Consider the following 26210-nt stretch of genomic DNA (forward strand, 5'->3'; position numbering starts at 1 on the left):
CTGTGGGTGCAATAGTCACAGGCATTGGCAATGGAAACAGCGGCATAGATCATTTCCTTCACCTTTGGGTCTAGCGCCGACGGGGTTGCCATCACCGCCTTCACCTCGGCCCATGTCGCCTCAAGCAGTGCAGCATCGAAGGCGAGGTAGCGCCAGATATTGTTGATAAAATCGGAACCACGCGTGGCGCGGATATCGTCAAACACCGCTTTCACGCGCGGATCGGCCTCTGGATTTTCGGGTGGGGTAATCGTGGCCATTTTGCACTCCCTTTTACCCCGAACCTGACACCCTGCCCCGCTATGGTCAATCGTGACTGGCGTGATCGGCCCGCCCGCGCTATGAGGCGGCAAATGGAGGCCCCGATGCAGTTGCCAATCAAAATTGCCCCGTCGATCCTATCTGCCGATTTCGCGAATTTCGGTGCCGAATGTCGCGCGATCGAGGCCGAAGGCGCGGACTGGGTGCATGTCGATGTGATGGATGGGCATTTCGTCCCGAACCTGACATTTGGCCCGGCGATGTGCGCAGCGATCCGCCCGCATATCAAGACGGTGATGGACGTGCATCTGATGATCGCCCCGGTCGATCCCTATATCGCCGCCTTCGCAAATGCTGGTGCCGATATCATCACCGCCCATATCGAAGCTGGCCCGCACATTCACCGCACCCTGCAAGCCATTCGCGATACAGGAAAAAAAGCGGGCCTCGCGCTCAACCCCGGCACCGGGATCGAGGCGGTCGAGCATCTTCTGGACATGGTCGATCTGATCTGCGTGATGACCGTCAACCCCGGCTTTGGCGGGCAAAGCTTCATCGCCTCGCAGGTGGACAAGGTGCGCCGATTGCGCGCCATGCTGGGCGCGCGCCCCGTGCATATCGAGATTGACGGCGGCGTTACGGTGGAAACGGCCCCGCTCGTTGCTGCCGCCGGGGCAGATGTGCTGGTGGCAGGTTCTGCCGTCTTCAAGGGCGGCTCTGTCGCCAACCCTGCGCCTTATGGCGCTCATATCGCCGCTATTCGTGCGGCAGCGGAAGCTGCGCGCTAAGGAGCCCCGACATGGAACTTCGTCCAATCGTCCCCGGCTTTGCCGTGGCCCCGCAGATTGAACCTGAGGACATGGCCGATCTTGCGGCCTTGGGCTATCGCACCGTTATCAACAACCGCCCCGACAGCGAGGTGGACCCCTATTTCGCGCATGAGGCGATGGCAAAGGCGGCGGCGGCAGCGGGGCTTGCGTATCACCGCCTGCCCTTTTTCCCCGGGGAAATGACCGCTGAACTGATTGACGGCTTCAGCGCAGCCCTCGATACGGCGGAAGCACCGGTACTGGCCTATTGCCGCTCTGGCACGCGGTCGAGCTTTCTTTGGGCGCTGTCCGAGGCGCGGCATCGGCCATTGGCCGAAATCATCGCCCTTGGCGCAGCCGCGGGCTACGATTTCACCGATCTGATCGACGAGCTGCGCGAACAGGGCGCGCGCTAGACGATCGCGCGCTCGAAGAACGGACGCGATTCAAGCACCCGGCGCATGTCGAGCTCTGACAGATCAAGGCTTTGCCAATCGCCGGTCAAGATGACCTCAGCCAGACCGCGCCCCACGGCCGGGGCCTGTTGCAGCCCATGCCCGGAAAAACCGTTCGCCAGATACAGGTTCTGAAACCCCGGATGGCGGCCAAGAATAGCGTTCTGATCCAGTGTGTTATAGGCATAGTGCCCAACCCAGTGGCGGATCACCTTGACCGCATCAAACCCCGGCGCGCGGGTGTAAAGCGCAGGCCAGATCAGCTCTTCGAACTGGTCGAGATCGGGCTCGAAATCATCAGCGGCACAGGGGCCGTCGTTGGAAGGCACGGTCGCGGTGATCCAATGTCCCTGCTCTGGGCGCGCGTAATACCCAAGATGGTCGATAATCAATGGCGCGTCGGGGTGGCGCGCATTTGGTGCGTCGATCACGAAAACCGTGCGCTTGCGCGGCTCCACCGGGTAGCTTTCGCCCAGCCAGCCCAGCAAATCGGCCGCGCGCGTGCCTGCGGCGTTCACAAAGGCTGCGGCCTCGACCCGCCCGCCTTTTGCCAGCTTGGCCGCAACCACAGTATCGCCGTCGCGCTCTAGCCCGATCACCCGATCATTCAAGAACTCGGCACCCTGCGCGCGCGCCTGCGCCTTCAACCCGCCAAGTAGGCCCATGTTGTCAAACCAGCCCTCGCCGACCTCGCCAAAGGTCGCGGCGACCAGATCGTCAACCGCCATCCAAGGGAAGCGCGCGGCAATTGCGGCCGCGTCCAGCACTTTGCTAGAGGCGCCAAAGCTGCGTTGCATCGCGGCCAATTCGCCCATCAACTCGCCCGCTTGCGGGTGCGCTGACAAAAACAGATAACCGTTTTCCTTCAACCCCAGATCGGGCACGCCCCCCAAGGGAACGTGCTGGGCAAAATCACGAATGAACTCTAGCCCGAAGCGGCTGATCTGCACGTTCACCGGGTTGGAAAACTGCGACCGGATCGAGGCCACCGAAAGCGCGGTAGATGCATAGGCATAGCTCGGGTCCATCTCGACCACGCGCACCTTGGTACCCGGTGCCATGCGCGTCAGCCAATACGCGATCGAGGCACCCATCACCCCACCACCGATCACCAACACATCCGAACCTGTCTGCATCATTCTCTCCGTCAGCGATTCGGCACTCTGCGTAACAGCTTGCCGCAGCCGAGGAAATGACCGGCAAGCAATGCGACGGTGCGTCGTTGCGGCAGATTGCACGGGTTGCCTAGTCGGCCGCGCTTGGCCCTAGCGAAAGCGCGCGCATATATGCAAACGCCGGCCCGAAAGGGGCCGGCGTTTCTGATTTCAATGCAATTGGATCAGTTGCCCTGAAGCGTTTTTGCAACTTCGGCGGCAAAGTCTTCGTTCCGCTTTTCGATGCCTTCGCCCACGGCGACGCGCGCAAAACCGGTAACTTCGACGCCCGCGTCCTTGGCGGCCTGCGCCACGGTCACGTCGGGGTTGACCACGAACTTCTGGCCAAGCAGCGTAACTTCTTCAAAGAACTTCGCCATGCGCCCGACGATCATCTTTTCGATCACCGCTTCGGGCTTGCCCGATTCGCGCGCCTGCTCGGTCAGCACATGCTTTTCGCGCTCGATCAGCGCGGGGTCGAGGTCGGCCTCGCTCAGCGAAGCGGGCGAGGTTGCGGCAACGTGCATGGCAATTTGCTTGCCGATTCCATTGTCCTTGCCCTTCAGCGCGACCAGAACGCCGATTTTGCCCATGCCCGCGGTGGCCGCGTTGTGGACGTAGGAAACCACGGTTTCGCCCTCCACGCGCACCAAGCGGCGCAGCGACAGGTTTTCGCCGATCACGGTGATTGCTTCGGTCAAAGCCTCTTCAACCGACTTGCCCAAATGCTGGGCTGCTTTCAGCGCATCCACGTCGGCAGCGTCCAGCGCCTTTTCGGCGAAGGCGGCAACCATGCTCTGGAAGTCGGGGTTTTTGGCAACGAAGTCGGTTTCCGAGTTCACTTCAACCGCAACGCCCTGCCCGTCGCGCACGGCGACGCCAACCAGCCCTTCGGCCGCGACGCGACCGGCCTTTTTGGCGGCCTTGGCCAGCCCCTTGGTGCGCAGCCAGTCAACGGCCGCTTCCATGTTGCCGTCGGTCTCGGTTAGCGCCTTCTTGGCGTCCATCATACCTGCGCCGGTCGAGTCGCGCAGTTCCTTCACCTGAGATGCGGTGATAGCCATATTGGCTCTCCTCTGAATGGGGGCAGGCGGGGTTGCCCCCGCCCGTTCATGTCGTGGCGGCGCGGGCCTGAATCAGGCCTCGGCAGCCGCTTCGGGGGCCACTTCGGTGACCGCTTCTTCGACCGGCGCCGCATCAAGCGCGCCAAGGTCAACCCCGGCAGCACCCATCTGCGCGCTCATCCCGTCAAGCGCCGCGCGTGCAACCAGTTCGCAATACAGCGAGATGGCGCGCGCTGCGTCGTCGTTGCCGGGGATCACATAGTCCACGCCCTTGGGCGAGCAGTTGGTATCGACCACCGCAACCACCGGAATCCCGAGCTTTTGCGCTTCGAGAATCGCGAGGTCTTCCTTGCTCACGTCGATGATGAACAACAGGTCCGGCAGGCCGCCCATTTCGCGGATGCCGCCAAGGCTGGATTGCAGCTTGGCCTGTTCACGCTCCATGCCGAGGCGCTCTTTCTTGGTCAGCCCTTCGGCGCCCGCGGCCATCACTTCGTCGATCTGCTTCAGACGCTGGATCGATTTGGAAACCGTTTGCCAGTTGGTCAGCGTGCCGCCGAGCCAACGGTGGTTCATGTAGTATTGCGCGCAACGCTCAGCGGCCTCGGCCACCGATTTTTGCGCCTGCCGCTTGGTGCCGACAAACAGGATGCGGCCGCCCTTGGCAACCGTATCACGCACCACCTGAAGCGCCGCGTCGAGCATCGGCACGGTTTGGGTCAGGTCGATGATGTGGATACCGTTGCGGTCGCCGTAGATGTACTCCGCCATACGCGGGTTCCAACGGGCCTTCTGGTGACCATAGTGTACGCCAGCTTCCAAAAGCTGACGCATCGAAAATTCGGGAAGCGCCATTCCATGTTCCTTTCCGGTTTGCGCCTTGGCGGGGCTTTCAGGGCTTGCGCCCCAACCGGTGGACTCATGAGGATTTCTCCCCCACGAACCCGACCCCGCCTGTGAAGTAGCGCGCGTATAAAACGGCCATTGGTGCAATGCAAGCCCCGGCCTTCACGCCTGATGCCCGAGGCCGCCGAACAGGGGCAGATGCATACCCCGGTTTTTCGCGGTATCGCCGCAATACGTAAGCAGGTTGCGCAATATCGGCGACAAGCCCCCTGCCCCCGATGTGTATCACGAAGTTCTGTGCTATCGGGTCCGCGCAGATAACGAAAGGTTCCGCCATGGCGCTGCCGGATTTCATTCTTGGCTTTCCCTCGCTTCAACTCCCGTTTCCGGACGATGTGGTGACCACCCGCGCGATACGCTCGGATCGCGGGCTGGTAGTGTTTTTCATCTTCAAGAAGGCGATGGACCTGCCGCCACATGCGCATAAAGGCCAATGGGGCACGGTGATCGAAGGTTCGATCGAGTTTACCATCGGCGGTGAGACGCGCATCTATCGGCCCGGTGACAGCTATTCGATCCCGGCCGGGGTCATGCACAGCGCGCGCATACCCGCGGGCGCGGTGGTGGTTGACGTGTTTGAAGAGCCTGACCGCTATCCGATCATCGGCTGACAAACCACGGCTTGCACATTCGCACAGGCCACGCCAAGAAAGGCCATGACCGTAGCCCCTGACATTCTCTGTATCGGGTCCTTCCTGTGGGACATCATTGGCCGCGCGCCGGTGCATATGCGCGCGGGCGCCGATGTGCCCGGGCGCATCACGCGCGCACCGGGCGGCGTGGCCATGAATATTGCCATGACCTTGGCGCGTTTCGGGCTTCGACCCGCAGTGCTTTCCACCATCGGGCGCGACAGCGAGGGGGCCGAACTGGTAGCGGCTTGCGAGCGGATGGGTCTGATCTGCGACTATGTGTACCGCTCGGACGATCTGCCGACAGACGTGTATATGGCCGTCGAAGGTGCCAATGGCCTGATCGCGGCGATTGCAGATGCCCATTCCCTAGAAGCGGTGGGCGACAAGATCTTGCGCCCGCTTGCAGATGGGCGGCTTGGCAGCGAAACCGCGCCTTGGGCGGGGCCGATTGCGCTTGATGGCAACCTGACCGAGGCTCTGCTGGCCGATATTGCCGCCTCACCGCTTTTTGCCGCAGCCGATCTGCGCGTGGCCCCCGCCAGCCCCGGCAAGGCCGAGCGGTTGTTGCCGCTGCTCGCACATCCCGGCGTGACACTTTATGTCAACCTCGAAGAGGCGGGGCTGCTTTGCCAGACCAGCTTTGCCACCGCCCCCGAGGCCGCGGCAGGGCTTCTGGCGCGCGGCGCGCGCCGCGTGCTGGTAACGGATGGCGGCCGGGTGGCGGCAGACGGCGCGCCAGACGGCGTGATCGAGGGCTGCCCCGCCGCAGTCATGGTTACCCGCGTTACAGGCGCGGGCGATACATTCATGGCCGCGCATCTCGTGGCCGAGCAGCGCGGCGCGGCGCGGCAAGAGGCGCTTGCGGCAGCTTTGGGTGCAGCGGCGCGCTATGTTTCAGGCGAGGGTGTGGAATGAACGATCTTTTAGTGCTTTCGGCCGAGGTTGCGGCGGCACAGGGCGCGGGGCGACCCATCGTGGCGCTCGAATCGACCATCATCACGCATGGCATGCCCTATCCGCAAAACCTTGAAACCGCACGCGCGGTCGAGGCCGAGGTGCGCGCAGCGGGTGCGGTGCCTGCCACGATCGCCGTAATGGCGGGGCGCATCCACATCGGGCTGGATGACGGTGCACTCGACGCCCTCGCCCGCAGCCCCGACGCGATGAAACTCAGCCGCGCCGATCTTGCCGTGTGCCTTGCGCGCGGGGCTACTGGTGCCACCACGGTTGCCGCAACGATGATCGCGGCGCGGCTGGCGGGGATTTCGGTCTTTGCCACGGGCGGTATCGGCGGCGTGCACCGGGGTGCAGAGCACAGCTTCGATATCTCGGCCGATTTGCGCGAGCTTGCCGAAACCCCCGTTACCGTCGTGGCCGCAGGGGCGAAGGCGATACTCGATCTGCCCAAAACGCTCGAGGTGCTCGAAACCCTAGGCGTGCCGGTGATCGCCTTCGGGCAAGACGCCTTTCCGGCCTTCTGGTCACGCGATTCCGGCCTGCGCGCACCGCTGCGTATGGACAGCGCCGCCGAAATTGCCGCCGCGCACAAGATGCGCGCAGCACTTGGCCTGCCCGGTGGGCAACTGGTGGCGAACCCGATCCCACCCGAAGCCGAAATCGCCCGCGCCGAGATTTCTCCGGTGATCGAGCGTGCGCTGGCCGAAGCTGCTGCGGCAGGCATCGGCGCAAAAGCGGTGACGCCGTTCCTGCTCGAACGCCTGTTCGAGTTGACCGACGGACACTCGCTTACCGCAAATATCGCACTGGTGCTTGCGAATGCGCGGCTGGCTGCTGCAATCGCGCGAGAAATTGTCGGGCAATCCTAGCCGACCCATTGCCGCAACGCCGCAGCGCACCTAGATTTGGCGCGCAGCAGGGGAAAGTCATGACTGAACAAGAAGATCCGCATCCGCAGCCAGTGCGCCGTCGGCGGATTCTCGCATCGCTCCGGGCCTCGTTTCTGACCGGGCTGGTCGTTGTCATGCCTATCGGCCTTACGCTCTGGCTTATCTGGACCGTGACTGGCTGGATCGACGGGGTAGTGCTGCCCTTCATTCCCGCACAATGGCGGCCCGACAAATATATGGGCGTCAACCTGCGCGGCGTCGGCGTCATCATCTTTCTTGTCTTCACGATCATCATGGGCTGGATGGCCAAGGGCTTTTTCGGCCGCTCGCTGCTGAACTGGGGCGAGGACATGGTGGATCGGATGCCGGTGGTGCGTTCGATCTACAATGGTATCAAGCAGATCGCCGAAACCGTGTTCGCGCAGAACGAAGCGACTTTCGACCGCGCCTGCATGTTTGAATACCCGCGCATGGGGATCTGGGCGATTGGCTTTGTCTCGACCAAGGCGCGGGGCGAACTTGCCGAAAAGATCCCGCATGGCGAAACGATTCTGTCGGTGTTCTTGCCAACCACGCCCAACCCGACCTCGGGCTATCTGCTTTATGTGCCCGAAAGCGATGTGATCTATCTGGACATGAGCGTCGAAGATGCCGCCAAGCTGATCATTTCGGCAGGGCTGGTTTACCCCACTGCGCCGTTGGTGGGGTCAGCCGCTGCGGCAAAGGCCGTGGCGAAGGCCAAGGCGCGCGCCGCAGCCAAAACGCCTGCCTCCTAAGATCAAAGCGCGGTCCAGCCGCCATCGACCGAGATCGTGGTGCCCGTGATCTGCTCGGCCGACGGGCTGCACAGAAACACCGTGGTGCCGCCAAGCTGTTCGACCGTGGCGAACTCTCGCGAGGGCTGACGCTCTAGCATCACCTTCTTGATGACATCCTCGCGGTTCATGCCGTGGGTTTTCATCTGATCGGGGATCTGCGCTTCGACCAGCGGCGTCAGCACGTAGCCCGGGCAGATCGCGTTCACGGTAATCGGCTCTTGCGCGGTTTCCAGCGCCACCGTCTTGGTCAGCCCGACGATCCCGTGCTTGGCCGCCACATAGGCGGCTTTGTAGGGGCTGGCGGTCAGCCCATGCGCCGAGGCGATGTTCACCACCCTGCCCCAGCCACGCTTGCGCATATGGGGCAGCGCTGCGGCAATCGTGTGAAACGCCGACGAAAGGTTGATCGCGATGATCGCATCCCACTTCGCGGCCGGGAACGTCTCGATCGGTGCCACGAACTGGATGCCTGCGTTGTTCACCAGAATATCGCAGCCACCCGCCTGATCCACCAGCGCCCGACATTCATCACCGATCGACATGTCCGCCTTGATGTAGCGCGCGCTCACACCGAACTCGGCCGCCAGTTCAGCCGCCAGTGCATGATCTTCGGGCCGGTCGGTAAACGAGTTCAGCACCACATCCGCCCCCGCCCGCGCCAATTCGCGCGCTACGCCAAGGCCAATGCCCGAGTTTGATCCGGTGATGATGGCGCTCTTGCCGCGAAGTGTCATGCTGATGCTCCCCTGACGTTCCAACGCAAGGCATGGAGCAAAAAAAACGCCCGCACAAGGCGGGCGTCAAGTCATGAGGCAGGTTTCATACAGGCAAGAAACCTATCGAGCAGTGTCTATGTTATAAGCCTAACTCCGCCGCTCTCCAAGAGAAAAGTTTGCGCGATACCGCGCGCTTGGATAGCCTTCTTCCAGCAAATGCGGGTCAGAGGGAGATTGTTGCCATGGCGAGATCGGTGTTTTTCCACGGAATGCGCCTTTGCGCCGCAGCTTTCGGGCTTGTTTTCATGGGCGCAGGCGCTGGGGCAGAGCCGCAGCACGCCATTGCCATGTACGGTGCCCCTGCCCTGTCCGCCGATTTCACCCATCTTCCGCAAGCCAATCCCGATGCGCCAAAGGGCGGCGAGATCCGATTCGGCGAATCGGGCGGCTTCGATTCGCTCAACCCCTGGATCCTCAAGGGCCGCGCCCCGGCCGCGATCGGGTCTTATGTGGTCGAGTCGCTGATGGGCCGCAGCTATGACGAACCCTTCACGCTATACGGGCTTCTGGCAGAAAGCATCGAAACCGATGAGGCGCGCAGTTGGGTCGAGTTCACGCTGCGCGAGGGCGCGCGGTTTTCCGATGGCAGCCCGGTCACACTTGATGACGTGATGTGGAGTTACGAGACCTTGGGCACGCTTGGCCACCCGCGCTATCATACCGCTTGGGCCAAGGTCGCGAAGATGGAACAGACCGGCCCGCGAAGCCTGCGCTTCACCTTCACCGAACCGGACCGCGAACTGGCGTTGCTGATGGGTATGCGCCCGGTGCTGAGCCGCGCACAGTGGGAAGGCAAGGATTTCACCGCCACCACGCTAGAGCCGCCAATCGGCTCGGGGCCCTATGTGATCGACCGTTTTGAGGATGGTCGCTACATCGTGCTGAAACGCAACCCCGATTGGTGGGGGGCCGATCTGCCCTTCAACCGCGGTCAGCACAACTTTGACGAAATCCGCTATGACTATTTTGGCGACGGCGGCATCGTTTTCGAGGCGTTCAAGGCGGGCGAGATTACCAGCTGGCGCGAGGGAAACGCGGCCAAATGGGAAACCGCCTATGACTTCCCGGCGGTGACAGAGGGGCGCGTCGTGAAATCGGTGATCCCGCACCAGCGGCCCTCGGGCATCACCGGCCTTGTGTTCAACACACGCCACGCACAATTCGCCGATTGGCGTGTGCGCGAGGCGCTGATTCAGGCATTCAACTTCGAGTTCATCAACCAAACCCTGAACGGCGGCACCCAGCCCCGCATCACCTCGTATTTCTCGAACTCTCCCTTGGGTATGAAGCCCGGCCCTGCCACCGGGCGCGTGGCCGAATTGCTTGCGCCCTTCGCGGCCGATCTGCCCCCCGGCACGATCGAGGGATACACCCTGCCGGTCGGCGATGGGACAGAGCTTAATCGCGCCAACACCCGCACCGCCCTTGCATTGCTGCAAGACGCAGGCTGGACCGTGCAAGACGGTGTGCTGAAAGATGCCACCGGCACCCCCTTCACCTTCGAGATCGTGCTGTCACAGGGTGCGCGTGAAGTGACCTCGATCGTCGAGATCTATACGCAGGCGCTGTCGCGGCTGGGCATCACCCCGACTGTCTCGCAGGTCGACTCGGCGCAATACACCGAACGCACCAACGCTTATGATTTTGACATGGCTTGGTATTTCCGCGGCCTGTCGCTCAGCCCCGGCAATGAGCAGATGCTTTACTGGGGATCGCAAGGTGTGAACGAGCCGGGCAGCCGCAACTGGATGGGCATGGCCTCGCCCGCCGCCGAAGCCATGATCTCGGCGATGCTCAACGCGCAGGATCAGGCAGAGTTCATTGCCGCGACGCAGGCGCTTGACCGTATCCTGACCGCCGGGCGCTATGTGATTCCGATCTGGTTCAGCCCGGTCTCGCGCCTCGCCCATGACGCCACGTTGCGCTACCCCGAGCATGTTCCGCTTTATGGCGACTGGCTGGGGTATCAGCCTGATGTCTGGTGGTACGAACCCGCGCGCTGATCGGCGCGCGGCGAGGTTGAAATTGGCCCGCTTGGCTATAGATCTGAATCAAGGGACAACGCGACGGAGGACCAGGCGATGAAATGGCACCATGTGCAGGAAAACTGGCCCGCTTTCTTCGAGGCGATTCTTGATCGCTGGCCAGATGCCGAGGAATCGATGCTTGAGGAGGTTGACGGCGATCAGCGCGCCTTCATTGCGTATATCGCCGAATTGACCGGCGACGAGGTTTCCGAAGCACGCGAGTCGATACGCGAATGGATGATGGGCGAATTGCCCTCGGACGTGGTCATGGACCCGCGCCATGACAACCAGTCGATAGCACTTTCGGCCAAATATGTCGGCGAGGGCGAAGACGAGTCGGATGACGACGCGCGCTTTGGCGACGACACCGAAAAATAGTCGGCGGGGCGTCAGACCAGTGAGGTGACCCAAAGCACGGTCGCATCGTCTTCCGATGTCGAAATCAGGTTATGCCCCATGCGCGCGTCGTAATAGGCGCTGTCGCCCCGGCGCAAATCGACGGCCTCGTGAAACTCGGTGAACAGCCGCACCATGCCCGTCAGCACCAGCAAGAACTCTTCGCCATCATGGCGCACCCAGCCGCCGAAATCTTCAAAGCGGCGGGCACGGATGCGGGCGCGGTAGGGAAGCATCTGCTTGTGCGTCAGCGCCCCGGCCAGAAGCTCGTGTTCATAGGTCGTTGTTACCTGCCGCGTGCCGGTTTGCGCGCGCGTTACGGTCATGCGCGCCGAGGGTTCGCCGTGCGGGGCCGGGGTGAACAACTGCGGCACCGATATCGCCAGCCCGTCGGCCAGCTTTTTCAGCGCATCCCAAGTGGGCGACATCTGCCCGTTCTCGATTTTTGAGAGGGTCGAGCGCGCCAGCCCGGCCTGTTTTGCCGCGCGCTCCAATGTCCAGCCGCGCGCCTTGCGCAACTCGCGCACCCGCGCGGCAAGGTCCAGCGTTTCGGCCACATGCGTCTCGCCACCTTCGCGCACCAGCCGCAGTCTTGTCTGATCTATCTCGCCCATCGCCGCCGTTCCGCCGGGTCACGGCGCGCAAGGCGCAGGCAGACCCAGTTGCATCCCATGCGCCGCACGGGTAGCAGGATGGCATGCTGTCTGTCCACCACCAAGCCGCACCCGACCCTTGCCCTGCGCCATTCAACATGGCCGCGCATGTGCTTGCGCGCGCGCCCGAGCTTGGCACCAAATCGGCACTGCTGATTGTCACGGCCGAGGGCGCAGAACGCTGGAGCTATGCGCGGCTGCAAGAGGCGGTGCGCGGCGCGGCCAGCGGTTTCTTGGGCATGGGGTTGCTGCCGCAAGACCGGGTCTTGCTGCGTCTTGGCAACACGCCCGAGTTTGCGGTGGCGTTTTTGGGCGCTATTGCCGCAGGCCTAGTGCCGGTGCCGACCTCGTCGCAGCTGACAGCACCTGAAATCACCAAGCTCGCCGTCGAGCTTGACCCTGCGCTGATCGTGGCAGGCGAAGGCATCGCGCTGCCCGATCACCCTGCCCCGGTGCTGCGCGAATCTGCGCTGCGCCAGTTTGAACACTTGCCCCCCGCGCCTTATGCGATGGGCGACCCTGAGCGGCTGGCCTATATCGTTTACACCTCGGGCACTTCGGGGCGGCCGCGCGCGGTGGCCCACGCGCATCGTGCGATTTGGGCGCGGCGACGGATGCACGCGGGCTGGTATGGACTCGGCGAGGACGACCGGTTGATGCACGCTGGGGCCTTCAACTGGACCTATACGCTTGGCACCGGGCTGATGGACCCTTGGTCGGTGGGTGCCACCGCGCTGATCCCCGGCGACGGGGTCGGGGCGCACCAACTCGCACTTTTGCTGCGCCGGTATGATGCAACGATATTTGCCGCCGTGCCGGGTGTTTATCGCCAGATTCTCAAATACGATTCACGGCTGGTGCTGCCACGCCTGCGGCACGGGCTCAGCGCTGGGGAATCGTTATCGCCTGCGCTTCGCGCGGCATGGGAAGAAGCCAGCGGCACCACCCTACATGAAGCGCTTGGCATGTCGGAATGTTCGACCTTCATCTCGGGCTCACCAGAGAAACCAGCCCCCCTTGGTGCTATCGGTTATCCGCAACCGGGGCGAAAGGTGGCGGTGCTGGGGCCGGATGGCGCACCCGTGCCACGGGGCGAGCCGGGCGTGCTGGCCGTGCACCGTAGTGATGCGGGGCTTTTCCTTGGCTACCTGTACGCCCCCGAAGAAACCGCGGCACGGTTTTCGGGCGAATGGTTCCTGACGGGCGACACGGTGCAGATGGGGCAAGACGGCGCCATTTCCTACGTCGCACGCTCGGACGACATGATGAACGCGGGCGGTTACCGCGTTTCGCCGATTGAGGTAGAGGCGGCGCTGCACACCCATCCGGGTGCCGGCGATGTTGCGGCGGTGGAATTGCGCGTACAGCCCGAGGTTACGGTGATCGCCGCGTTCTACACTGGACCGGCCAGCGAGGCAGAACTTGAAGCCCATGCCGCGTCATGCCTTGCGCGCTACAAGCAGCCGCGGGTTTTCGTGCATCTGCCATCGCTTGCGCGCAACGCGAACGGCAAGCTGAACCGCGGCATCATGCGCCGCGCTGAGGAGGCGCGTCGTGGATTTTGACCTCTGGCTGGTCTTTGCCGCAGCCTCGCTGGCGCTGGCGCTGACGCCGGGGCCAAACTCGCTTCTGGTGCTAGACCACGGCGCGCGGGGCGGGTTTGGCCGCGCGGCCTTTACGGCCATGGGCTCGGTCGCGGCGATGCTGGCGATGGTGGCGGCCTCGATGGCGGGGCTTGGCGCGCTGATGCTGGCCTCTGAGACTGCTTTCACCGCGCTGAAGGTGGTTGGCGCGGCCTATCTTGTCTGGCTTGGGCTTAGGCTTTGGCGCGCGCCGGGTCTGGCCGCGCGCGCGCCCCGCGCCACCGACACGAGGGTATCGCTGCGCCGTCGCACCGCGGCGATGCAGGGCGCGCTGGTGATGCTGTCGAATCCCAAGACGATCTTGTTCTTCACGACGTTCCTGCCGCAGTTCATGGCACCCGAGCGCCCGCTTTTGCCGCAATTTCTGGTGCTGGGGGCCACGCTCGGGGTCGCGGAACTGGCGGTGGAGTTTGGCCTCGGCGCGGCGGCGGGGCGGCTTGCGCCTTTGCTCATCCGCCACGCGCGCGCCTTCAACCGCCTGACGGGCGGCGCTTTCATCGCCATCGGGGCAATGGTGCTGCTTGGCACAAAGGGGGCCACACGATGACCACGCTTGATATTTTTGCAGACCCTGTCTGCCCCTGGTGCCTGATCGGGCGCGCACATCTGATGGCAGCGCTGGCGCAACGGCCCGGGCATGGGTTGACCATCGCATGGCACCCCTATCAGCTAGACCCGACAATGCCGCCCGGAGGGCATGACCGGCAAACCTATATGGAGGCAAAGTTCGGCGGCCCCGAGGCGGTCGCGCGCATCAATGCGCAGGTGGAACAGGCGGCCAAAGTGGCAGAGGTTGCGGTCGATATCGCCGCCATCACCCGCCGCCCCAACACCTTTGATGCGCACCGCCTGATCTATTGGGCGGGGCTAGAGGGCGCGCAAGACCGGGTCATGGCGGGGCTGATGCACGCCTATTGGGCCGAAGGGCGCGACATTGGCGCACCCGAGGTGTTGGCCGAGGTTGCCGCCGCGGCGGGAATGGACCGCGAACTGGTCGCCCGCCTTCTGGCCAGCGATGCCGACACCCAAGAAACCCGCGCCCGCGAGGAACATGCGCGCGCGCGTGGCGTGCGCGCGGTGCCAACCTTTGTCATCGCCAATACCCACGCCGTCGAAGGTGCGCAGGGTGCCGATTTCTGGTTGCAAGTGATCGACGAGCTTTCGGCCAAGACGCAAGGCTGAGCACACCGAACAGTGCACGCGTGACGCCGCGCCACTTGCGCATATGCAATCGTCACGCAAAACAGCCCTTGCGGCCGAACGTCGCGCCTGCAAAACGGTTTCCTTGGTGGTTTGGTTCGACCTGCCCCTCTTTTCCGGCCCTTCCGGCCATCACCGCGGCAGCTGCCAAGCCACTGTCCCGCCCCTATCGACAAGACATTCCATGCCGCAAGCAAAGTTGAAGCTGTTTGAGTTTACCGCCCTGCTGGCCTTTCTTTCGGCAATCGTGGCCTTTGCCATCGACGCGATGCTGCCCGCGCTGGGCGAGATCGCCGCTGAATTGACGCCCGACAACGTGAACCGCGCGCAACTGGTACTGACCGCCTTCATGCTGGGTATGGGGCTTGGCACCTTTTTTGCCGGGCCACTGGCCGACGCGCTGGGGCGCAGGCGCACGATCGGCTGGGGCGTGGGCCTTTACATTCTGGGCGCAGGCCTTGGTGCCATGGCCCAAAACCTCGAAATGATGCTCGCCGCGCGATTCTTGCAAGGCGTCGGCGCAGCAGGGCCGCGCATCGCCAGCATGGCGCTGGTGCGCGATCAGTATTCGGGGCGCGAGATGGCGCGCGTGACCAGCTTCATCTCGATGATCTTCATCCTGATTCCGGCTGCGGCACCGGCGCTGGGGCAATTGATCATTTCGGTTGCCGGTTGGCGCGGCGTGTTCGTGGCGTTCATCCTCTTTTCCGGCGGCGCGGTAACATGGCTTTATCTGCGCCAGCCCGAAACGCTTACCCCTGAAAAGCGGCGACCATTTCGCCTTGCAACGTTGCGGGCCGGCGCAGCAGAGGTGCTGGGCAGCCGAGAGGTGCGCCTTTACACGCTCGTTCTGGCACTGGGCTTCGGGCAGATGTTTGCATTGCTGTCTTCGGCGCAGCAGATCTTTTCCGACGTCTACGGTATTACCGATGCCTTTCCGCGCTGGTTTGCACTGATGGCGCTTTTGTCAGGGGCGGGCACGCTGCTGAACGCGCGCTTCGTGGTGCGGCTGGGTATGCGGCGGATCGTGCGCGCGGCCTATGCGATGCAAGTGGTCGCAGCAACGCTGATGCTGGGGGCGATGGCCTTGCCGGGCGGGGCGGGGTTTGCAGTCTTTTTTCTTTGGGCTGTCAGCCTTTTCTTTATGGCGGGGGTGACGTTTGGCAACCTCAACGCGCTTACGATGCAGCACATGGGCCACCTCGCGGGCATGACCGCCTCGGTGGTGATGGCGCTTTCCACGGTATGCGCGGTGGCGATTGCGGCCCCCATCGGGCTTGCGTTTAACGGCACCCCAATGCCTGTGGTGCTGGGTGCGCTGATCGCCTCGGGCATCGCCTGGACGTTGATGGGGCGTGCGACCGATATCTGAGCGCGCAACGCTCAGGTCTTGGCCTTGGCCCCCACGTCGCGCGCCTTTTCGGCCAGATCGCGGGCAATCGCGAAGGCACCCTTGATGCGCTCTGCCTCGGTGCCCCAGTCGCGGCGCAGCACCAGCTTGTTGCCCGTAATCTTCGCCATGCCCCGCTCTGCGGTAAGAAACTCGACCAGCCCCGCCGGATTGGGGAACTTGTCGAGGTGAAACTGCACGGTGGCCCCCTTTGGCCCGGCATCCATGCGCGCAATCAGCGCGCGGCGGCACATCGCCTTGATCCGCACCACCAGCATCAGCGTGTTAACCTCGCGCGGCAAGGGGCCGAAGCGGTCGATCAACTCTGCCGCAAAGCCTTCCAGTTCCGGTTTGGTCGTCAGCCGTGCGAGGCGGCGATATAGCCCCAGCCGCGTGTCGAGGTCGGGCACATAAGGTTCGGGGATCAGCACCGGCACGCCAAGGTTGATCTGCGGTGCCCACTGGTCGTCATCATCCGAAGGCCCGACCAGCGCGCCCGAACGCAACTTGGCGATCATTTCTTCCAGCATCGCCTGATAAAGCTCGTAGCCGACTTCCTTGATATGCCCGGATTGTTCTTCACCCAGCAGGTTTCCCGCGCCGCGCAGATCAAGATCTTGCGCGGCAAGGTTGAAGCCCGCGCCAAGGCTGTCGAGGCTTCCCAAAAGGCGCAGGCGCTTTTCTGCGGCGGGGGTCAGCGGCTTGCGCGGGCGGGTGGTCAGGTAGCAATAGGCGCGGGTTTTCGCGCGCCCGACCCTGCCGCGTATCTGGTAAAGCTGCGACAGGCCGAACATATCGGCGCGGTGCACGATCATGGTATTGGCGGTCGGAATATCGAGCCCGCTTTCAACGATGCTGGTAGCCAGCAGCACGTCATATTTGCCGTCGTAAAACGCGTTCATGCGCTCATCAAGCTCGCCCGCCGCCATTTGCCCGTGCGCAACGATAAAGCTGATCTCGGGCACCTGTTCGCGCAGGAACTCTTCGATTTCGGGCAGATCGGCAATACGCGGGGTGACATAAAAGCTTTGTCCGCCCCGATAATGCTCGCGCAAAAGCGCCTCGCGCAGCGTTACGCTGTCAAACTCGCTGACATAGGTGCGGATGGAAAGCCGATCGACCGGTGGCGTGCCGATGATCGACAATTCGCGCACCCCCGAAAGGCTCATCTGCAAGGTGCGTGGAATCGGTGTGGCGGTCAGCGTCAGCACATGCACTTCAGAGCGCATCTCTTTCAGCCGTTCCTTGTGAACCACGCCGAAGTGCTGCTCTTCGTCGATCACCAGAAGCCCGAGGTTGGCAAAGCGCACGCCCTTGGCCAGCACCGCATGGGTGCCGATCACGATATCAACCGTGCCATCGGCCAACCCCTCGCGGGTGCGCGCCGCATCGCGCGCCGAAACGAAGCGCGACAGTGGCCGCAGGTTTAGCGCGGTGCCGCGGAAGCGTTCGGAAAAGGTTTTGTAATGCTGGCGGGCCAAAAGCGTGGTCGGCGCGATGATCGCCACCTGTTGGCCGCTCATCGCGGCCACGAAGGCGGCACGCATAGCCACCTCTGTCTTGCCAAAGCCGACATCGCCGACCACCAGCCGGTCCATCGGGCTACCCGCGGCAAGGTCGGCCACCACATCTTCGATCGCCGAAAGCTGATCGTCGGTTTCGGTCCATGGAAAACGCGCGGCAAAGGCCTCCCATTCATGATGCGGGGCTTGCAAGATCGGGGCCGAGCGCAGGTGTCGTTCGGCAGCCACGCGCATCAGCCGCTCTGCGATCAGGCGGATACGCTCTTTCAGCCGCGCCTTCTTGGCCTGCCACGCACCGCCGCCGAGTTTGTCGAGCAGCCCTTCCTCGTGGCCGTAGCGGCTGAGCAGTTCGATGTTTTCAACCGGAAGGAACAGCCGGTCACCGCCCGCGTATTCCAGCGCCACGCAATCATGCGGGGCACCGAGCGCGGTGATGGTTTCAAGCCCCTTGTAGCGCCCCACCCCGTGATCGACGTGCACGACCAGATCGCCGGGCGAAAGGCTTTGCGCCTCGGTCAGAAAGTTCTCGGCACGCCGCTTGCGGCGCGGTGCACGAATCAAGCGATCGCCAAGCACGTCCTGCTCGGAAATCACGGTCATCCCGTCGGCCTCGAAACCTTGTTCCAGCGGCCAAACCGCAAGGCCAAGGTTGCCGGGTTTGAGGTCGCGCGCATCGCGCACAAGAGAGGCGCCTTGCAACCCTTCGTCTTCCAGCAGGCCCTTCAGACGTTCGCGCGCACCTTCGGAAAATGACGCGACAAGCACCGTATCACGCGTGATACGCGCGCGAATATGGTCTTTCAAAGCCCCGAAAAGACTGACATTTTCTAACTGCCGCTCGGGCGCGAAATTGCGCCCGATCCGCCCGCCCGCGTCCAGCACGCCAAGCCCGGTCGGGCGTGCGTTGACGGCCAGTTGCACCGTGCGGTGCCCTGCCAAGGCCGCACCCCAAGCCGCATCGTCAAGGTAAAGCAGCGCAGGCGGCGCGGGTTTATAGACAGAATCGAGCCGGTCGCGGCGCGTCATCGCCTCGCGGCGGGTGTCATACTGGTCTTCGATGCCTTCCCAACGGCTAAGCCGCTGCGCATCGCATTGATCGTCAAGCAGGATCGAGGCTGTGGGCAGATAGTCGAACAGGGTTTCCAGCCGTTCGTGGAAAAACCCTAACCAGTGTTCCATACCCGCATGTTTGCGCCCGGCACTGACTGCCTCGTATAGCGGATCGTCGGTGCCGCCCGCGCCAAACTCCACGCGATAGTTCTGCCGAAACCGCGCAATCGCAGCCTCGTCTAGGATCACCTCGCTGACAGGCGCAAGCTCTACCGAGTCGAGCTTTTGTGTGGTGCGCTGGCTGATCGGGTCAAATCGGCGCGCGCCGTCGAGCACGTCACCAAACAGATCAAGCCGCACCGGCCCGCCTTCGCCGGGCGGGAAGATATCAATGATGCCGCCACGCACCGCAAAATCGCCCGGCTCTGAAACCGATGAAGCGGGCGAAAAACCCATGCGTGCGAGAAAATTACGCAGCGCCGCCTCGTCGATGCGCCCGCCCACGCGCGCGGAAAAGCTCGCCTCGGCAAGAACCGCGCGAGCGGGAAGGCGCTGCATCGCGGCGGCAAGCGTGGTCAGCAGCACGAAGGGGCCGCTCAGGCGGCCCTGCGCCAGTGCCGCAACGGTCGCCATGCGTGCTGCCGAAATCGCCGGGTTGGGTGAAATGCGGTCGTAGGGCAGGCAATCCCACGCTGGAAACTCCAGCACCACCGCCTCGGGCGCGAAAAACGCAAGAGCGGCGCGCATCGCCTCCATCCTGCGGTCATCGCGCGCCACATGCAGCACCGTTTGCCCACGCGCCAATTCGCGTGCGAGCAGGCGCGCATCAAAGCCTTCGGGGGCCCCTGAAAGGGTGATATGGGCCGGTTTTTCCACGCGCAGCCCCTAGTTCAGAATCGAATAATTGAAGTTTTGCAGCATGCCCCAGAAGGCGGTGACGCTCAGCGACACGATGCCGATCAGCTGCACATGCAGCCGATGGCGCGACATCGCGCGGATCAATACTTCGGTTGAGGGCGGGCCTTCGGCCTTGAGCGCCGCCTCATAGGCGGCCGCCACGCGCAGGGTCAGCCAACCGACCAGCACCATCGGAACGGCGATAAACGAGATCGCCTGCGCAAGCTCTACATCATACACAAAACCCAGCAGCACCAGAACGGTCAGCAGAAATGACCCCATCGCCGTAGCAACAAGCCCACCCTCGCGCGCCACCGTAAGATAGCGCGCCACGTTGATCTGAATCAGCGCGTGCAATTGCTGTTCGGCCTCGCCACGCCGGCGACGGGCGCGGATCACCAGATCCCACGGCACGCCAACAACCCAGCGCGAAGCGGTTGACCATGCAACTGCAAGCGCGATCCAATACCAGAGGTTGGAAAACGAGCGCATGTCGATCAGGTCGGTCAGGGTCTCAAACATGTCCAGTCGGGGCTCCGGCTCGCGTCGCGCGACACTAGTGCAAGTTTTGACCGAGCGGAACCACCCTCAGCAGCCCCTTGAGGTGGCGCGCTTTCCGTGCCACGCAGAAAGGCACCCATACGCGAAAGGCCCCGCCATGAACCCGATCCAGGCCCCCTTCCCCGCAACACGGCTGCGTCGCCTGCGCAGCACCGCGGCACTGCGCGATCTGGCGCAGGAAAACCATTTGTCGGTGAAAGACCTGATCTGGCCGATCTTCGTGACCGATGTGCCCGGTGCCGATGTCGAGATTGCCTCGATGCCCGGTGTCGCGCGGCGCACATTGGAAGGTGCGGTTGCGGCAGCGGAAGAGGCCGCAAGCCTCGGGATACCGGCGATCTGCCTGTTTCCCTACACCGACCCCGCGCTGAAAACCGAAGCCTGCGAAATGGCTTGGGACGAGAATAACCTTGTGAACCGCACGATCCGCGCGATCAAGGCAGCGGTGCCAGAGGTTGCGATCATGACCGATGTGGCGCTGGACCCCTATAACGCCAACGGGCATGACGGGCTGGTGCGCGACGGCATCATTCTGAACGACGAAACCAACGCGGCGCTGGTGAAAATGGCGCTGGCACAGGCCGATGCGGGGGCCGATATCATCGGCCCTTCAGACATGATGGATGGGCGCATCGGCGCGATGCGCACCGCGCTGGAGGCGGCTGGGCACAAGGACGTGGCGATCCTGTCGTATTCGGCCAAATACGCTTCGGCGTTTTATGGGCCATTCCGCGACGCGGTGGGGGCGTCGGGCGCGCTTAAGGGCGACAAGAAGACCTATCAGATGAACCCAGCCAATTCCGACGAGGCGCTGCGTCTGGTGGCGCGCGATCTGGCCGAGGGTGCCGATATGGTGATGGTCAAGCCCGGTATGCCCTACCTCGATATCGTGCGGCGGGTGAAAGACGCGTTCGGGGCACCGACCTATGCCTATCAGGTCTCGGGCGAATACGCGATGATCGAGGGCGCGGCGCGCGCCGGATGGATCAAGGGCGATGCGGTGATGATGGAAAGCCTGATGGCATTTCGCCGCGCCGGATGCGACGGAGTGCTAACCTATTTCGCCCCCCGTGCGGCGCGTTTGCTAGGCTGCGGCTAACCGGCACCGAATTGCCGAACGCCTACAAGACTGAGTGACAGGTGGCGGAAATGCGCCTATAAGTGGTGTTAATTGGGCCCGCACAAGGCCTGAACACCATGAGGGAGCATCCCATGACGCAGATCACACGTCGCAGCCTTATCGTTACCGGCACTGCAAGCCTTGGTCTTGCCGCTTGTGGCAATGGCATCGGCAGCAAGGGCGCAAGCCAGATCGACGCGCGCGTTGATGAGGCCCGCGCATTCCTGCTTTCGCGCTATCCCGGCACGCAGGATTTGCTGAACAAATCGGTTGGCGTGCTCTACATGCCGCTGATGACAGAGGCGGGGCTGTGGTTTGGCGGGGCCTTCGGGCGCGGCGCGCTGCGCATCAACAACGCAACGGTCGATTACTACGCTGCCGCCGAGGCCAGCGTGGGCCCACAGATCGGGATTCAGCAATACTCGCACGCGCTGTTCTTCATGACCGAACAGGCGCTGAGCGATTTTCGCCGCTCGGACGGCTGGGCGCTGGGGGCGGATGCGCGCTACGCCACGCCAGATGGCGGCGGCGCGATTGGCACCGACACCACCACCACGCTCGCGCCGATCATCGCGCTGGTCTATGGCCAATCGGGGCTGATCGCCGGGGCGTCGCTGGCGGGCACCAAATACACGCGTATTCTGCCCTGATACGGGTTTAGCTGCCCAAGATCGCCTTGACGTAGGACTTGGTTTCCTCGAACGGCGGCACGCCGCCGTATTCGACTACGGTCTCTGGGCCAGCGTTGTAGGCGGCCAGCGCCAATCGCCAACTGCCGAAGCGGTCATATTGTGTGCGCAGATAGCGCGCGCCTGCGTTGAGGTTTTGTGCCGCATCGGTCGGGTCTACCCCCAACGCGGCCGCAGTATCGGGCATCAGCTGCGCAAGCCCCACCGCGCCCTTGGGCGAAACCGCCGTTTCGTTCCAGCCGCTTTCTTGCTGCACGAGGCGCAGGAACAATTCCTCTGGCACCCCATGCTGGCGCGCGGCGCTGCGTGCGGTGGCAAGGTGCTCGCCCCGATAGGTGCCGCGCCAAGACGGGATCTCGCCATCATCGTTGGCCGAGGCCGGGCGCAGCCGCGCCGAGTTCTCGTACTGCTGGGCCAGATGCGAATCCAGAAATGCGCTCTGCGCTGCAAAGGCCGCGCGGCGATTGGCAGGCAAGACCGCGCCCAGTTGCAGCCCCTCAGCTGCCGCGCTTAGCGGAAGCAGGCACAGCAATGCCCCTGTCAAAAGCCTCTGCAATCGCATCCCTTTCGGCCGCAGAACAGCAGTTACTATAGCCGCGCCGGGCTGCGCTGGCTAGCGCGTGTGTAAACCTGTGGCTGGTTTCTGCCGCAGCGAGACATTACAATTCAGCTTTCCTTAACCCTGTTCGAGTGGTCTAAGGCGGCAAATGCAGCGGATTTTGGCGGAGGTATCATGGCGGGTTCGGTCAACAAGGTTATCCTGATCGGCAATCTCGGGCGCGACCCGGAAGTGCGGTCTTTCCCCTCGGGCGGCAAGGTCGCGAACCTGCGCATCGCGACCTCGGAGTCGTGGCGCGACAAGCAGTCGGGCGAACGCAAAGAGCGCACGGAGTGGCATTCGGTCGCGATCTATTCCGAACCGCTCGTGCGTGTGGCAGAGCAGTATTTGCGTAAAGGTTCAAAGGTTTACATCGAAGGCCAGCTTGAAACCCGCAAGTGGCAGGATAAAGACGGCGCTGATCGCTACACGACCGAAGTGGCGTTGCGCCCGTTCCGCAGCGAGTTGACCATGCTCGACGGGCGCGGTGAGGGTGGGAGCGGCGGCGGCGGTGGCGGCGGCTACGATCAGTCAGGCGGCTTTGGCGGCGATGACCGTGACAGTGCGCCGCGCGGCGGCTCTGGCGGCAGTTCTGGCGGTGGGCGTGCCGATTTTGACGATGAAATCCCGTTCTAAGCAAAAGCGGGCGGCCCTTGGGGCCGCCCCCATGCAAACGCATCCGCGCCCCGTGTAAATACGCCTGCCCTTGGTGAGGCGTTAGGGGCTGAACGGCGCGATGCGGCGCTTGGCGCAAGCGGGCAACCGCCCTAGCGCAGCGCCGCCCGGCGGCCTGCCGCACAGGCCAGCCCCGCCCCTTTCCTTTCGCCTATCTGCAAGGCCCCAATCATGCCGCGCCCTGACGCCATTCGCAAACCGCTGCTTGATCTATCCGCGTTGATGGACGCGGGTCTGCTGGCAAGCGCCGACGCAGCGCCACTTGCCGAGGTGGCACAGGGTTTTCCTATCCGCATTGCACCCGCTATGGCGCAGGCAATGCAGGCACAGCCCGATGGCCCGATTGCACGCCAGTTTCTTCCCGCGCTGGACGAGTTGGACCCCGGCGAGGGCGCGCTTTCCGACCCGATCGGTGATACGTCTCACGCACCGGTGGCCGGCCTTACGCATCGCTACCCCGACCGCGTGATCTTGCACGTTACGCGCACCTGCGATGTGCACTGCCGCTTTTGCTTTCGCCGCGAGGTGGTGGGGGGCAGCGGGCCACTGCCCGAATCAGCACTTGGCCCGGCGCTGGCCTATATCGCTGCGCGCCCTGCGATCCGCGAAGTGATTCTGACCGGGGGCGACCCGCTGACACTCTCGCCGCGGCGCATTGGCGATATTGCCCGCCGCCTTGCCGCCATTGGTCATGTCGAGCTTTTGCGCCTGCACAGCCGTGGCCCGGTGGTTACGCCCGAACGCATCACCCCGGCGCTGATCGCGGCGCTGAAGGTTTTTCCCGTCACATGGCTTGTGGTGCATACCAACCACGCGGACGAGTTGACCCAAGACGCCCGCGCGGCATTGGCGCGGCTGGTGCAGGCGGGGGTGCCGCTTTTGTCGCAAACGGTGCTGTTGCGCGGGGTGAACGATAGCCCTGCTGCGCTGGAGGCGCTGTTTCGCGCCCTGCTTCGGGCAAGCGTGAAGCCCTATTATCTGCACCACTGCGATCTTGCCCGTGGGGCCGCGCATTTTCGCACCACGATTGCAGAGGGCCGTGCAATCATGGAAGCCTTGCAGGGGCGGCTCAGCGGCATCGCCCTGCCCCGGTATGTGATCGACATCCCGGGCGGCTTTGGCAAGGTGCCACTGAATGGCGACCATCTAAGCGCGGGTGCCGCGCCCGGCGAATACCTTATCCGCGACCCTTGGGGGGGTATGCACCGTTACCGCGATCCGGCACGGCCGCTGCGCTGACCCCTTGCACCGAGCGGTTTTGCGCCCTAAAGCCGGGCCATGACCCAGCATCAGCGCCTTCTCATCATCGACTTCGGCAGTCAGGTTACGCAGCTTATCGCGCGGCGCCTGCGAGAGCTGAATGTCTATTGCGAAATCCACCCCTACAACAAGGTGGACGACGCCTTTCTGGCCGATTTCGCGCCCAAAGCCGTGATCTTTTCAGGCGGGCCTGCCAGCGTCTTTTCCGAGGGCGCGCCGATGCCCCCGGCAGGGGTTTTCAAGCTTGGTGTGCCGATCCTTGGCATTTGCTACGGCCAGCAGGTGATGATGCACATGCTGGGCGGCAAGGTCGAACGGGGCCACGGCACAGCAGAGTTTGGCCGCGCCTTTGTCACGCCCGCCGGAACGCCGCTGGCGCTGCTTGAAGGCTGGTTCGAGACGGGGCGCGAGCAGGTCTGGATGAGTCACGGCGACCACGTCAGCCGCCTTGCGCCGGGGTTCTCGGTCTATGGCACCTCGCCCAATGCGCCCTTTGCCATTACCGCCGACGAAGCGCGGCGCTTTTATGCCGTGCAGTTTCACCCCGAGGTGCACCACACCCCCAAAGGGGCCAAGCTTTACGAAAACTTCGTGCGGCTGGCCGGGTTTACTGGCGACTGGACGATGGGCGCCTACCGCGCCGACGCGATTGCACGAATCCGTGCGCAGGTGGGTGATGCCAAGGTAATCTGCGGGCTTTCGGGCGGGGTCGATAGTTCGGTGGCGGCAGTGCTGATCCATGAGGCGATCGGCGAGCAGTTGACCTGCGTTTTCGTGGACCACGGCCTCTTGCGCCAAGGCGAGGCAGAGCAAGTGGTCGAGATGTTCCGCGATCACTACAACATGCCGCTGATCCATGCCGACGAAAGCGAGTTGTTCCTTGGCGCGCTTGAAGGGGTCAGCGATCCCGAGGTCAAGCGCAAGACCATCGGACGGCTGTTCATCGACGTGTTCCAGAAACACGCACATGCCGTGGGTGGTGCAAAGTTTCTGGCACAAGGCACGCTTTACCCCGACGTGATCGAATCGGTTTCGTTCTCGGGCGGTCCTTCGGTCACGATCAAGTCGCACCACAATGTCGGCGGGTTGCCCGAAAAGATGGGGCTGAAGCTGGTCGAACCCTTGCGCGAGCTTTTCAAGGACGAAGTGCGCGCTTTGGGCCGCGAGTTGGGCTTGCCTGCGCATTTCATTGGCCGCCACCCCTTCCCCGGCCCCGGCCTTGCGATCCGCTGCCCCGGCGAAATCACCCGCGAAAAGCTGGAGATCCTGCGCAAGGCGGATGCGGTCTTTATCGACCAGATCCGCAAGCACGGGCTTTATGACGAGATCTGGCAGGCATTCGTGGCGATCTTGCCGGTGCGTACGGTCGGCGTGATGGGCGACGGGCGCACCTATGATTTCGCCTGCGCCTTGCGCGCCGTGACCTCGGTCGATGGCATGACCGCCGATTATTACCCCTTTACGCACGAGTTTCTGGGCGAAACCGCAACGCGGATCATCAACGAGGTTGGCGGCATCAATCGCGTGACCTACGATATAACCTCGAAACCCCCCGGCACGATCGAGTGGGAGTGAGCGAAGACCGCAACTAAGCTGGGCAAAAGCGCACCGGTGGTGCGGCTTTTGTAGCGAGCAAGGGCGCGCAAGGAGGATGCGCGCGCCCCCGAATGAGGAGCGGCGAATGAGCTTTCATCTTTCCGGCGAGTTGATCTGCACGACCCAAGACGAAGCGGCACGCGTCACGCAACATTTGCCCGAACACATCCGCCTGACGCGCGCCGAACCGGGGTGCCTGAGCTTTTC

The 26210-nt window shown here is 63.4% G+C and carries 26 protein-coding genes; 17 read left to right on the top strand and 9 right to left on the bottom strand.

What is annotated here, in order from left to right; genetic code table 11:
* Positions 1-260 (bottom strand): carboxymuconolactone decarboxylase family protein (locus tag ABY403_RS01220; protein WP_372837781.1); only part of this gene is annotated, 260 nt, incomplete at its 3' end.
* A gap of 105 nt (positions 261-365) precedes the next feature.
* Here ABY403_RS01220 and rpe point away from each other — a divergent pair.
* Both rpe and ABY403_RS01230 read left to right on the top strand, forming a co-directional pair.
* A complete protein-coding gene (gene rpe, locus ABY403_RS01225) occupies positions 366-1049 on the top strand; it encodes a ribulose-phosphate 3-epimerase (RefSeq protein ID WP_372837783.1) in 684 nt (227 codons plus the stop codon).
* Between the two features lie 11 nt (positions 1050-1060).
* Positions 1061-1486 carry a TIGR01244 family sulfur transferase gene (locus ABY403_RS01230; RefSeq protein WP_372837785.1) on the top strand — a complete coding sequence of 142 codons (426 nt, stop codon included), beginning with the start codon at positions 1061-1063 and terminating at the stop codon, positions 1484-1486.
* On the opposite strand, the gene ABY403_RS01235 is transcribed toward ABY403_RS01230, so the two are convergent.
* The 3 genes from ABY403_RS01235 to rpsB all read right to left on the bottom strand — a co-directional run bounded on the left by ABY403_RS01235 (position 1483) and on the right by rpsB (position 4598).
* Positions 1483-2661: an NAD(P)/FAD-dependent oxidoreductase gene (locus tag ABY403_RS01235; protein WP_372837787.1), complete on the bottom strand. Its 1179-nt coding sequence runs from the start codon at positions 2659-2661 to the stop codon at positions 1483-1485. The genes ABY403_RS01230 and ABY403_RS01235 overlap by 4 nt on opposite strands.
* Positions 2662-2864: 203 nt before the next feature.
* Entirely contained in the window at positions 2865-3743 is an 879-nt protein-coding gene (tsf, locus tag ABY403_RS01240) for a translation elongation factor Ts (RefSeq protein ID WP_372837789.1), read from the bottom strand.
* A gap of 72 nt (positions 3744-3815) precedes the next feature.
* The gene (gene rpsB, locus ABY403_RS01245; RefSeq protein WP_372837791.1) at positions 3816-4598 is read right to left on the bottom strand and encodes a 30S ribosomal protein S2; all 783 of its coding nucleotides are present in this window, start codon (positions 4596-4598) and stop codon (positions 3816-3818) included.
* A gap of 326 nt (positions 4599-4924) precedes the next feature.
* On the opposite strand from rpsB, the gene ABY403_RS01250 reads away from it, so the two are divergent.
* Genes ABY403_RS01250 through ABY403_RS01265 form a run of 4 tightly spaced genes read left to right on the top strand, consistent with a single transcriptional unit; the run spans position 4925 to position 7907 of the window.
* Positions 4925-5260, top strand: a complete 336-nt coding sequence (locus ABY403_RS01250) for a cupin domain-containing protein (RefSeq protein ID WP_372837793.1) — start codon at positions 4925-4927, stop codon at positions 5258-5260.
* A gap of 45 nt (positions 5261-5305) precedes the next feature.
* Entirely contained in the window at positions 5306-6199 is an 894-nt protein-coding gene (locus ABY403_RS01255; protein ID WP_372837795.1) for a PfkB family carbohydrate kinase, read from the top strand.
* Positions 6196-7110, top strand: coding sequence for a pseudouridine-5'-phosphate glycosidase (locus tag ABY403_RS01260; protein WP_372837797.1), 915 nt, complete (start codon positions 6196-6198; stop codon positions 7108-7110). Before ABY403_RS01255 ends, ABY403_RS01260 begins: the two co-directional genes overlap by 4 nt.
* Positions 7111-7169: 59 nt before the next feature.
* Positions 7170-7907: a DUF502 domain-containing protein gene (locus ABY403_RS01265; RefSeq protein WP_372837799.1), complete on the top strand. Its 738-nt coding sequence runs from the start codon at positions 7170-7172 to the stop codon at positions 7905-7907.
* Positions 7908-7909: 2 nt separating this feature from the next.
* Here the strand turns inward: ABY403_RS01265 and ABY403_RS01270 are convergent, their stop codons facing one another.
* A complete protein-coding gene (locus ABY403_RS01270) occupies positions 7910-8683 on the bottom strand; it encodes a 3-hydroxybutyrate dehydrogenase (protein WP_372837801.1) in 774 nt (257 codons plus the stop codon).
* A 224-nt stretch (positions 8684-8907) separates the two neighbouring features.
* Here ABY403_RS01270 and ABY403_RS01275 point away from each other — a divergent pair, with 224 nt between their 5' ends.
* Together ABY403_RS01275 and ABY403_RS01280 are read left to right on the top strand one after the other, a co-directional pair.
* Positions 8908-10728, top strand: coding sequence for an extracellular solute-binding protein (locus ABY403_RS01275; RefSeq protein WP_372837803.1), 1821 nt, complete (start codon positions 8908-8910; stop codon positions 10726-10728).
* A gap of 78 nt (positions 10729-10806) precedes the next feature.
* Positions 10807-11130, top strand: a complete 324-nt coding sequence (locus tag ABY403_RS01280; protein ID WP_372837805.1) for a hypothetical protein — start codon at positions 10807-10809, stop codon at positions 11128-11130.
* Positions 11131-11141: 11 nt separating this feature from the next.
* On the opposite strand, the gene ABY403_RS01285 is transcribed toward ABY403_RS01280, so the two are convergent.
* On the bottom strand, positions 11142-11762 hold the full coding sequence (locus tag ABY403_RS01285; protein ID WP_372837807.1) for a helix-turn-helix domain-containing protein: 621 nt from the start codon (positions 11760-11762) through the stop codon (positions 11142-11144).
* 83 nt (positions 11763-11845) lie between these two features.
* Between ABY403_RS01285 and ABY403_RS01290 the strand changes: the two genes are divergently transcribed.
* The 4 genes from ABY403_RS01290 to ABY403_RS01305 all read left to right on the top strand — a co-directional run bounded on the left by ABY403_RS01290 (position 11846) and on the right by ABY403_RS01305 (position 16016).
* A complete protein-coding gene (locus ABY403_RS01290; RefSeq protein WP_372837809.1) occupies positions 11846-13366 on the top strand; it encodes a class I adenylate-forming enzyme family protein in 1521 nt (506 codons plus the stop codon).
* Entirely contained in the window at positions 13356-13991 is a 636-nt protein-coding gene (locus ABY403_RS01295) for a LysE family translocator (protein WP_372837811.1), read from the top strand. The genes ABY403_RS01290 and ABY403_RS01295 overlap by 11 nt, the downstream gene beginning before the upstream one ends.
* Complete coding sequence (locus ABY403_RS01300; RefSeq protein WP_372837813.1) at positions 13988-14626, top strand: DsbA family oxidoreductase; 639 nt, start codon at positions 13988-13990, stop codon at positions 14624-14626. The genes ABY403_RS01295 and ABY403_RS01300 overlap by 4 nt, the downstream gene beginning before the upstream one ends.
* Positions 14627-14828: 202 nt before the next feature.
* Positions 14829-16016 carry a multidrug effflux MFS transporter gene (locus ABY403_RS01305; RefSeq protein WP_372837815.1) on the top strand — a complete coding sequence of 396 codons (1188 nt, stop codon included), beginning with the start codon at positions 14829-14831 and terminating at the stop codon, positions 16014-16016.
* Positions 16017-16027: 11 nt separating this feature from the next.
* Here the strand turns inward: ABY403_RS01305 and mfd are convergent, their stop codons facing one another.
* Together mfd and ABY403_RS01315 are read right to left on the bottom strand one after the other, a co-directional pair.
* Positions 16028-19483 (bottom strand): transcription-repair coupling factor, encoded by a 3456-nt coding sequence (mfd, locus tag ABY403_RS01310; RefSeq protein WP_372837817.1) that lies wholly within the window; start codon positions 19481-19483, stop codon positions 16028-16030.
* A gap of 9 nt (positions 19484-19492) precedes the next feature.
* Positions 19493-20026: a component of SufBCD complex gene (locus ABY403_RS01315; protein ID WP_372837819.1), complete on the bottom strand. Its 534-nt coding sequence runs from the start codon at positions 20024-20026 to the stop codon at positions 19493-19495.
* Positions 20027-20162: 136 nt separating this feature from the next.
* Here ABY403_RS01315 and hemB point away from each other — a divergent pair, with 136 nt between their 5' ends.
* Together hemB and ABY403_RS01325 are read left to right on the top strand one after the other, a co-directional pair.
* Complete coding sequence (gene hemB / locus ABY403_RS01320; RefSeq protein WP_372837821.1) at positions 20163-21164, top strand: porphobilinogen synthase; 1002 nt, start codon at positions 20163-20165, stop codon at positions 21162-21164.
* Positions 21165-21277: 113 nt separating this feature from the next.
* On the top strand, positions 21278-21835 hold the full coding sequence (locus ABY403_RS01325; RefSeq protein ID WP_372837823.1) for a YSC84-related protein: 558 nt from the start codon (positions 21278-21280) through the stop codon (positions 21833-21835).
* A gap of 7 nt (positions 21836-21842) precedes the next feature.
* Here ABY403_RS01325 and ABY403_RS01330 read toward each other — a convergent pair whose 3' ends face one another.
* Positions 21843-22436, bottom strand: coding sequence for a lytic transglycosylase domain-containing protein (locus ABY403_RS01330; RefSeq protein ID WP_372837825.1), 594 nt, complete (start codon positions 22434-22436; stop codon positions 21843-21845).
* 171 nt (positions 22437-22607) lie between these two features.
* Here ABY403_RS01330 and ssb point away from each other — a divergent pair, with 171 nt between their 5' ends.
* From ssb to guaA, 3 genes are all read left to right on the top strand, one after another.
* Positions 22608-23108 (top strand): single-stranded DNA-binding protein, encoded by a 501-nt coding sequence (gene ssb, locus ABY403_RS01335; RefSeq protein ID WP_372837827.1) that lies wholly within the window; start codon positions 22608-22610, stop codon positions 23106-23108.
* 210 nt (positions 23109-23318) lie between these two features.
* On the top strand, positions 23319-24386 hold the full coding sequence (locus ABY403_RS01340) for a lysine-2,3-aminomutase-like protein (RefSeq protein ID WP_372837829.1): 1068 nt from the start codon (positions 23319-23321) through the stop codon (positions 24384-24386).
* A 39-nt stretch (positions 24387-24425) separates the two neighbouring features.
* Complete coding sequence (gene guaA / locus ABY403_RS01345) at positions 24426-25982, top strand: glutamine-hydrolyzing GMP synthase (RefSeq protein ID WP_372837831.1); 1557 nt, start codon at positions 24426-24428, stop codon at positions 25980-25982.
* Positions 25983-26210 lie beyond the last annotated feature (228 nt).

The organism is Phaeovulum sp. (genome assembly GCF_041596715.1).
In the GTDB taxonomy this organism is placed as follows: domain Bacteria; phylum Pseudomonadota; class Alphaproteobacteria; order Rhodobacterales; family Rhodobacteraceae; genus UBA6213.

Coding starts and splice junctions, on each gene's coding strand:
- ABY403_RS01280 (WP_372837805.1), top strand. CDS start 10,807: ATGAAATGGCACCATGTGCAGGAAAACTGGCCCGCTTTCTTCGAGGCG.
- ABY403_RS01270 (WP_372837801.1), bottom strand. CDS start 8,683: ATGACACTTCGCGGCAAGAGCGCCATCATCACCGGATCAAACTCGGGC.
- ABY403_RS01330 (WP_372837825.1), bottom strand. CDS start 22,436: ATGCGATTGCAGAGGCTTTTGACAGGGGCATTGCTGTGCCTGCTTCCG.
- guaA (WP_372837831.1), top strand. CDS start 24,426: ATGACCCAGCATCAGCGCCTTCTCATCATCGACTTCGGCAGTCAGGTT.
- ABY403_RS01340 (WP_372837829.1), top strand. CDS start 23,319: ATGCCGCGCCCTGACGCCATTCGCAAACCGCTGCTTGATCTATCCGCG.
- ABY403_RS01315 (WP_372837819.1), bottom strand. CDS start 20,026: ATGTTTGAGACCCTGACCGACCTGATCGACATGCGCTCGTTTTCCAAC.
- ABY403_RS01285 (WP_372837807.1), bottom strand. CDS start 11,762: ATGGGCGAGATAGATCAGACAAGACTGCGGCTGGTGCGCGAAGGTGGC.
- ABY403_RS01290 (WP_372837809.1), top strand. CDS start 11,846: ATGCTGTCTGTCCACCACCAAGCCGCACCCGACCCTTGCCCTGCGCCA.
- ABY403_RS01300 (WP_372837813.1), top strand. CDS start 13,988: ATGACCACGCTTGATATTTTTGCAGACCCTGTCTGCCCCTGGTGCCTG.
- rpe (WP_372837783.1), top strand. CDS start 366: ATGCAGTTGCCAATCAAAATTGCCCCGTCGATCCTATCTGCCGATTTC.
- ABY403_RS01305 (WP_372837815.1), top strand. CDS start 14,829: ATGCCGCAAGCAAAGTTGAAGCTGTTTGAGTTTACCGCCCTGCTGGCC.
- ABY403_RS01325 (WP_372837823.1), top strand. CDS start 21,278: ATGACGCAGATCACACGTCGCAGCCTTATCGTTACCGGCACTGCAAGC.
- tsf (WP_372837789.1), bottom strand. CDS start 3,743: ATGGCTATCACCGCATCTCAGGTGAAGGAACTGCGCGACTCGACCGGC.
- ABY403_RS01250 (WP_372837793.1), top strand. CDS start 4,925: ATGGCGCTGCCGGATTTCATTCTTGGCTTTCCCTCGCTTCAACTCCCG.
- ABY403_RS01260 (WP_372837797.1), top strand. CDS start 6,196: ATGAACGATCTTTTAGTGCTTTCGGCCGAGGTTGCGGCGGCACAGGGC.
- ABY403_RS01230 (WP_372837785.1), top strand. CDS start 1,061: ATGGAACTTCGTCCAATCGTCCCCGGCTTTGCCGTGGCCCCGCAGATT.
- ssb (WP_372837827.1), top strand. CDS start 22,608: ATGGCGGGTTCGGTCAACAAGGTTATCCTGATCGGCAATCTCGGGCGC.
- ABY403_RS01255 (WP_372837795.1), top strand. CDS start 5,306: ATGACCGTAGCCCCTGACATTCTCTGTATCGGGTCCTTCCTGTGGGAC.
- rpsB (WP_372837791.1), bottom strand. CDS start 4,598: ATGGCGCTTCCCGAATTTTCGATGCGTCAGCTTTTGGAAGCTGGCGTA.
- ABY403_RS01265 (WP_372837799.1), top strand. CDS start 7,170: ATGACTGAACAAGAAGATCCGCATCCGCAGCCAGTGCGCCGTCGGCGG.
- hemB (WP_372837821.1), top strand. CDS start 20,163: ATGAACCCGATCCAGGCCCCCTTCCCCGCAACACGGCTGCGTCGCCTG.
- ABY403_RS01275 (WP_372837803.1), top strand. CDS start 8,908: ATGGCGAGATCGGTGTTTTTCCACGGAATGCGCCTTTGCGCCGCAGCT.
- ABY403_RS01235 (WP_372837787.1), bottom strand. CDS start 2,661: ATGCAGACAGGTTCGGATGTGTTGGTGATCGGTGGTGGGGTGATGGGT.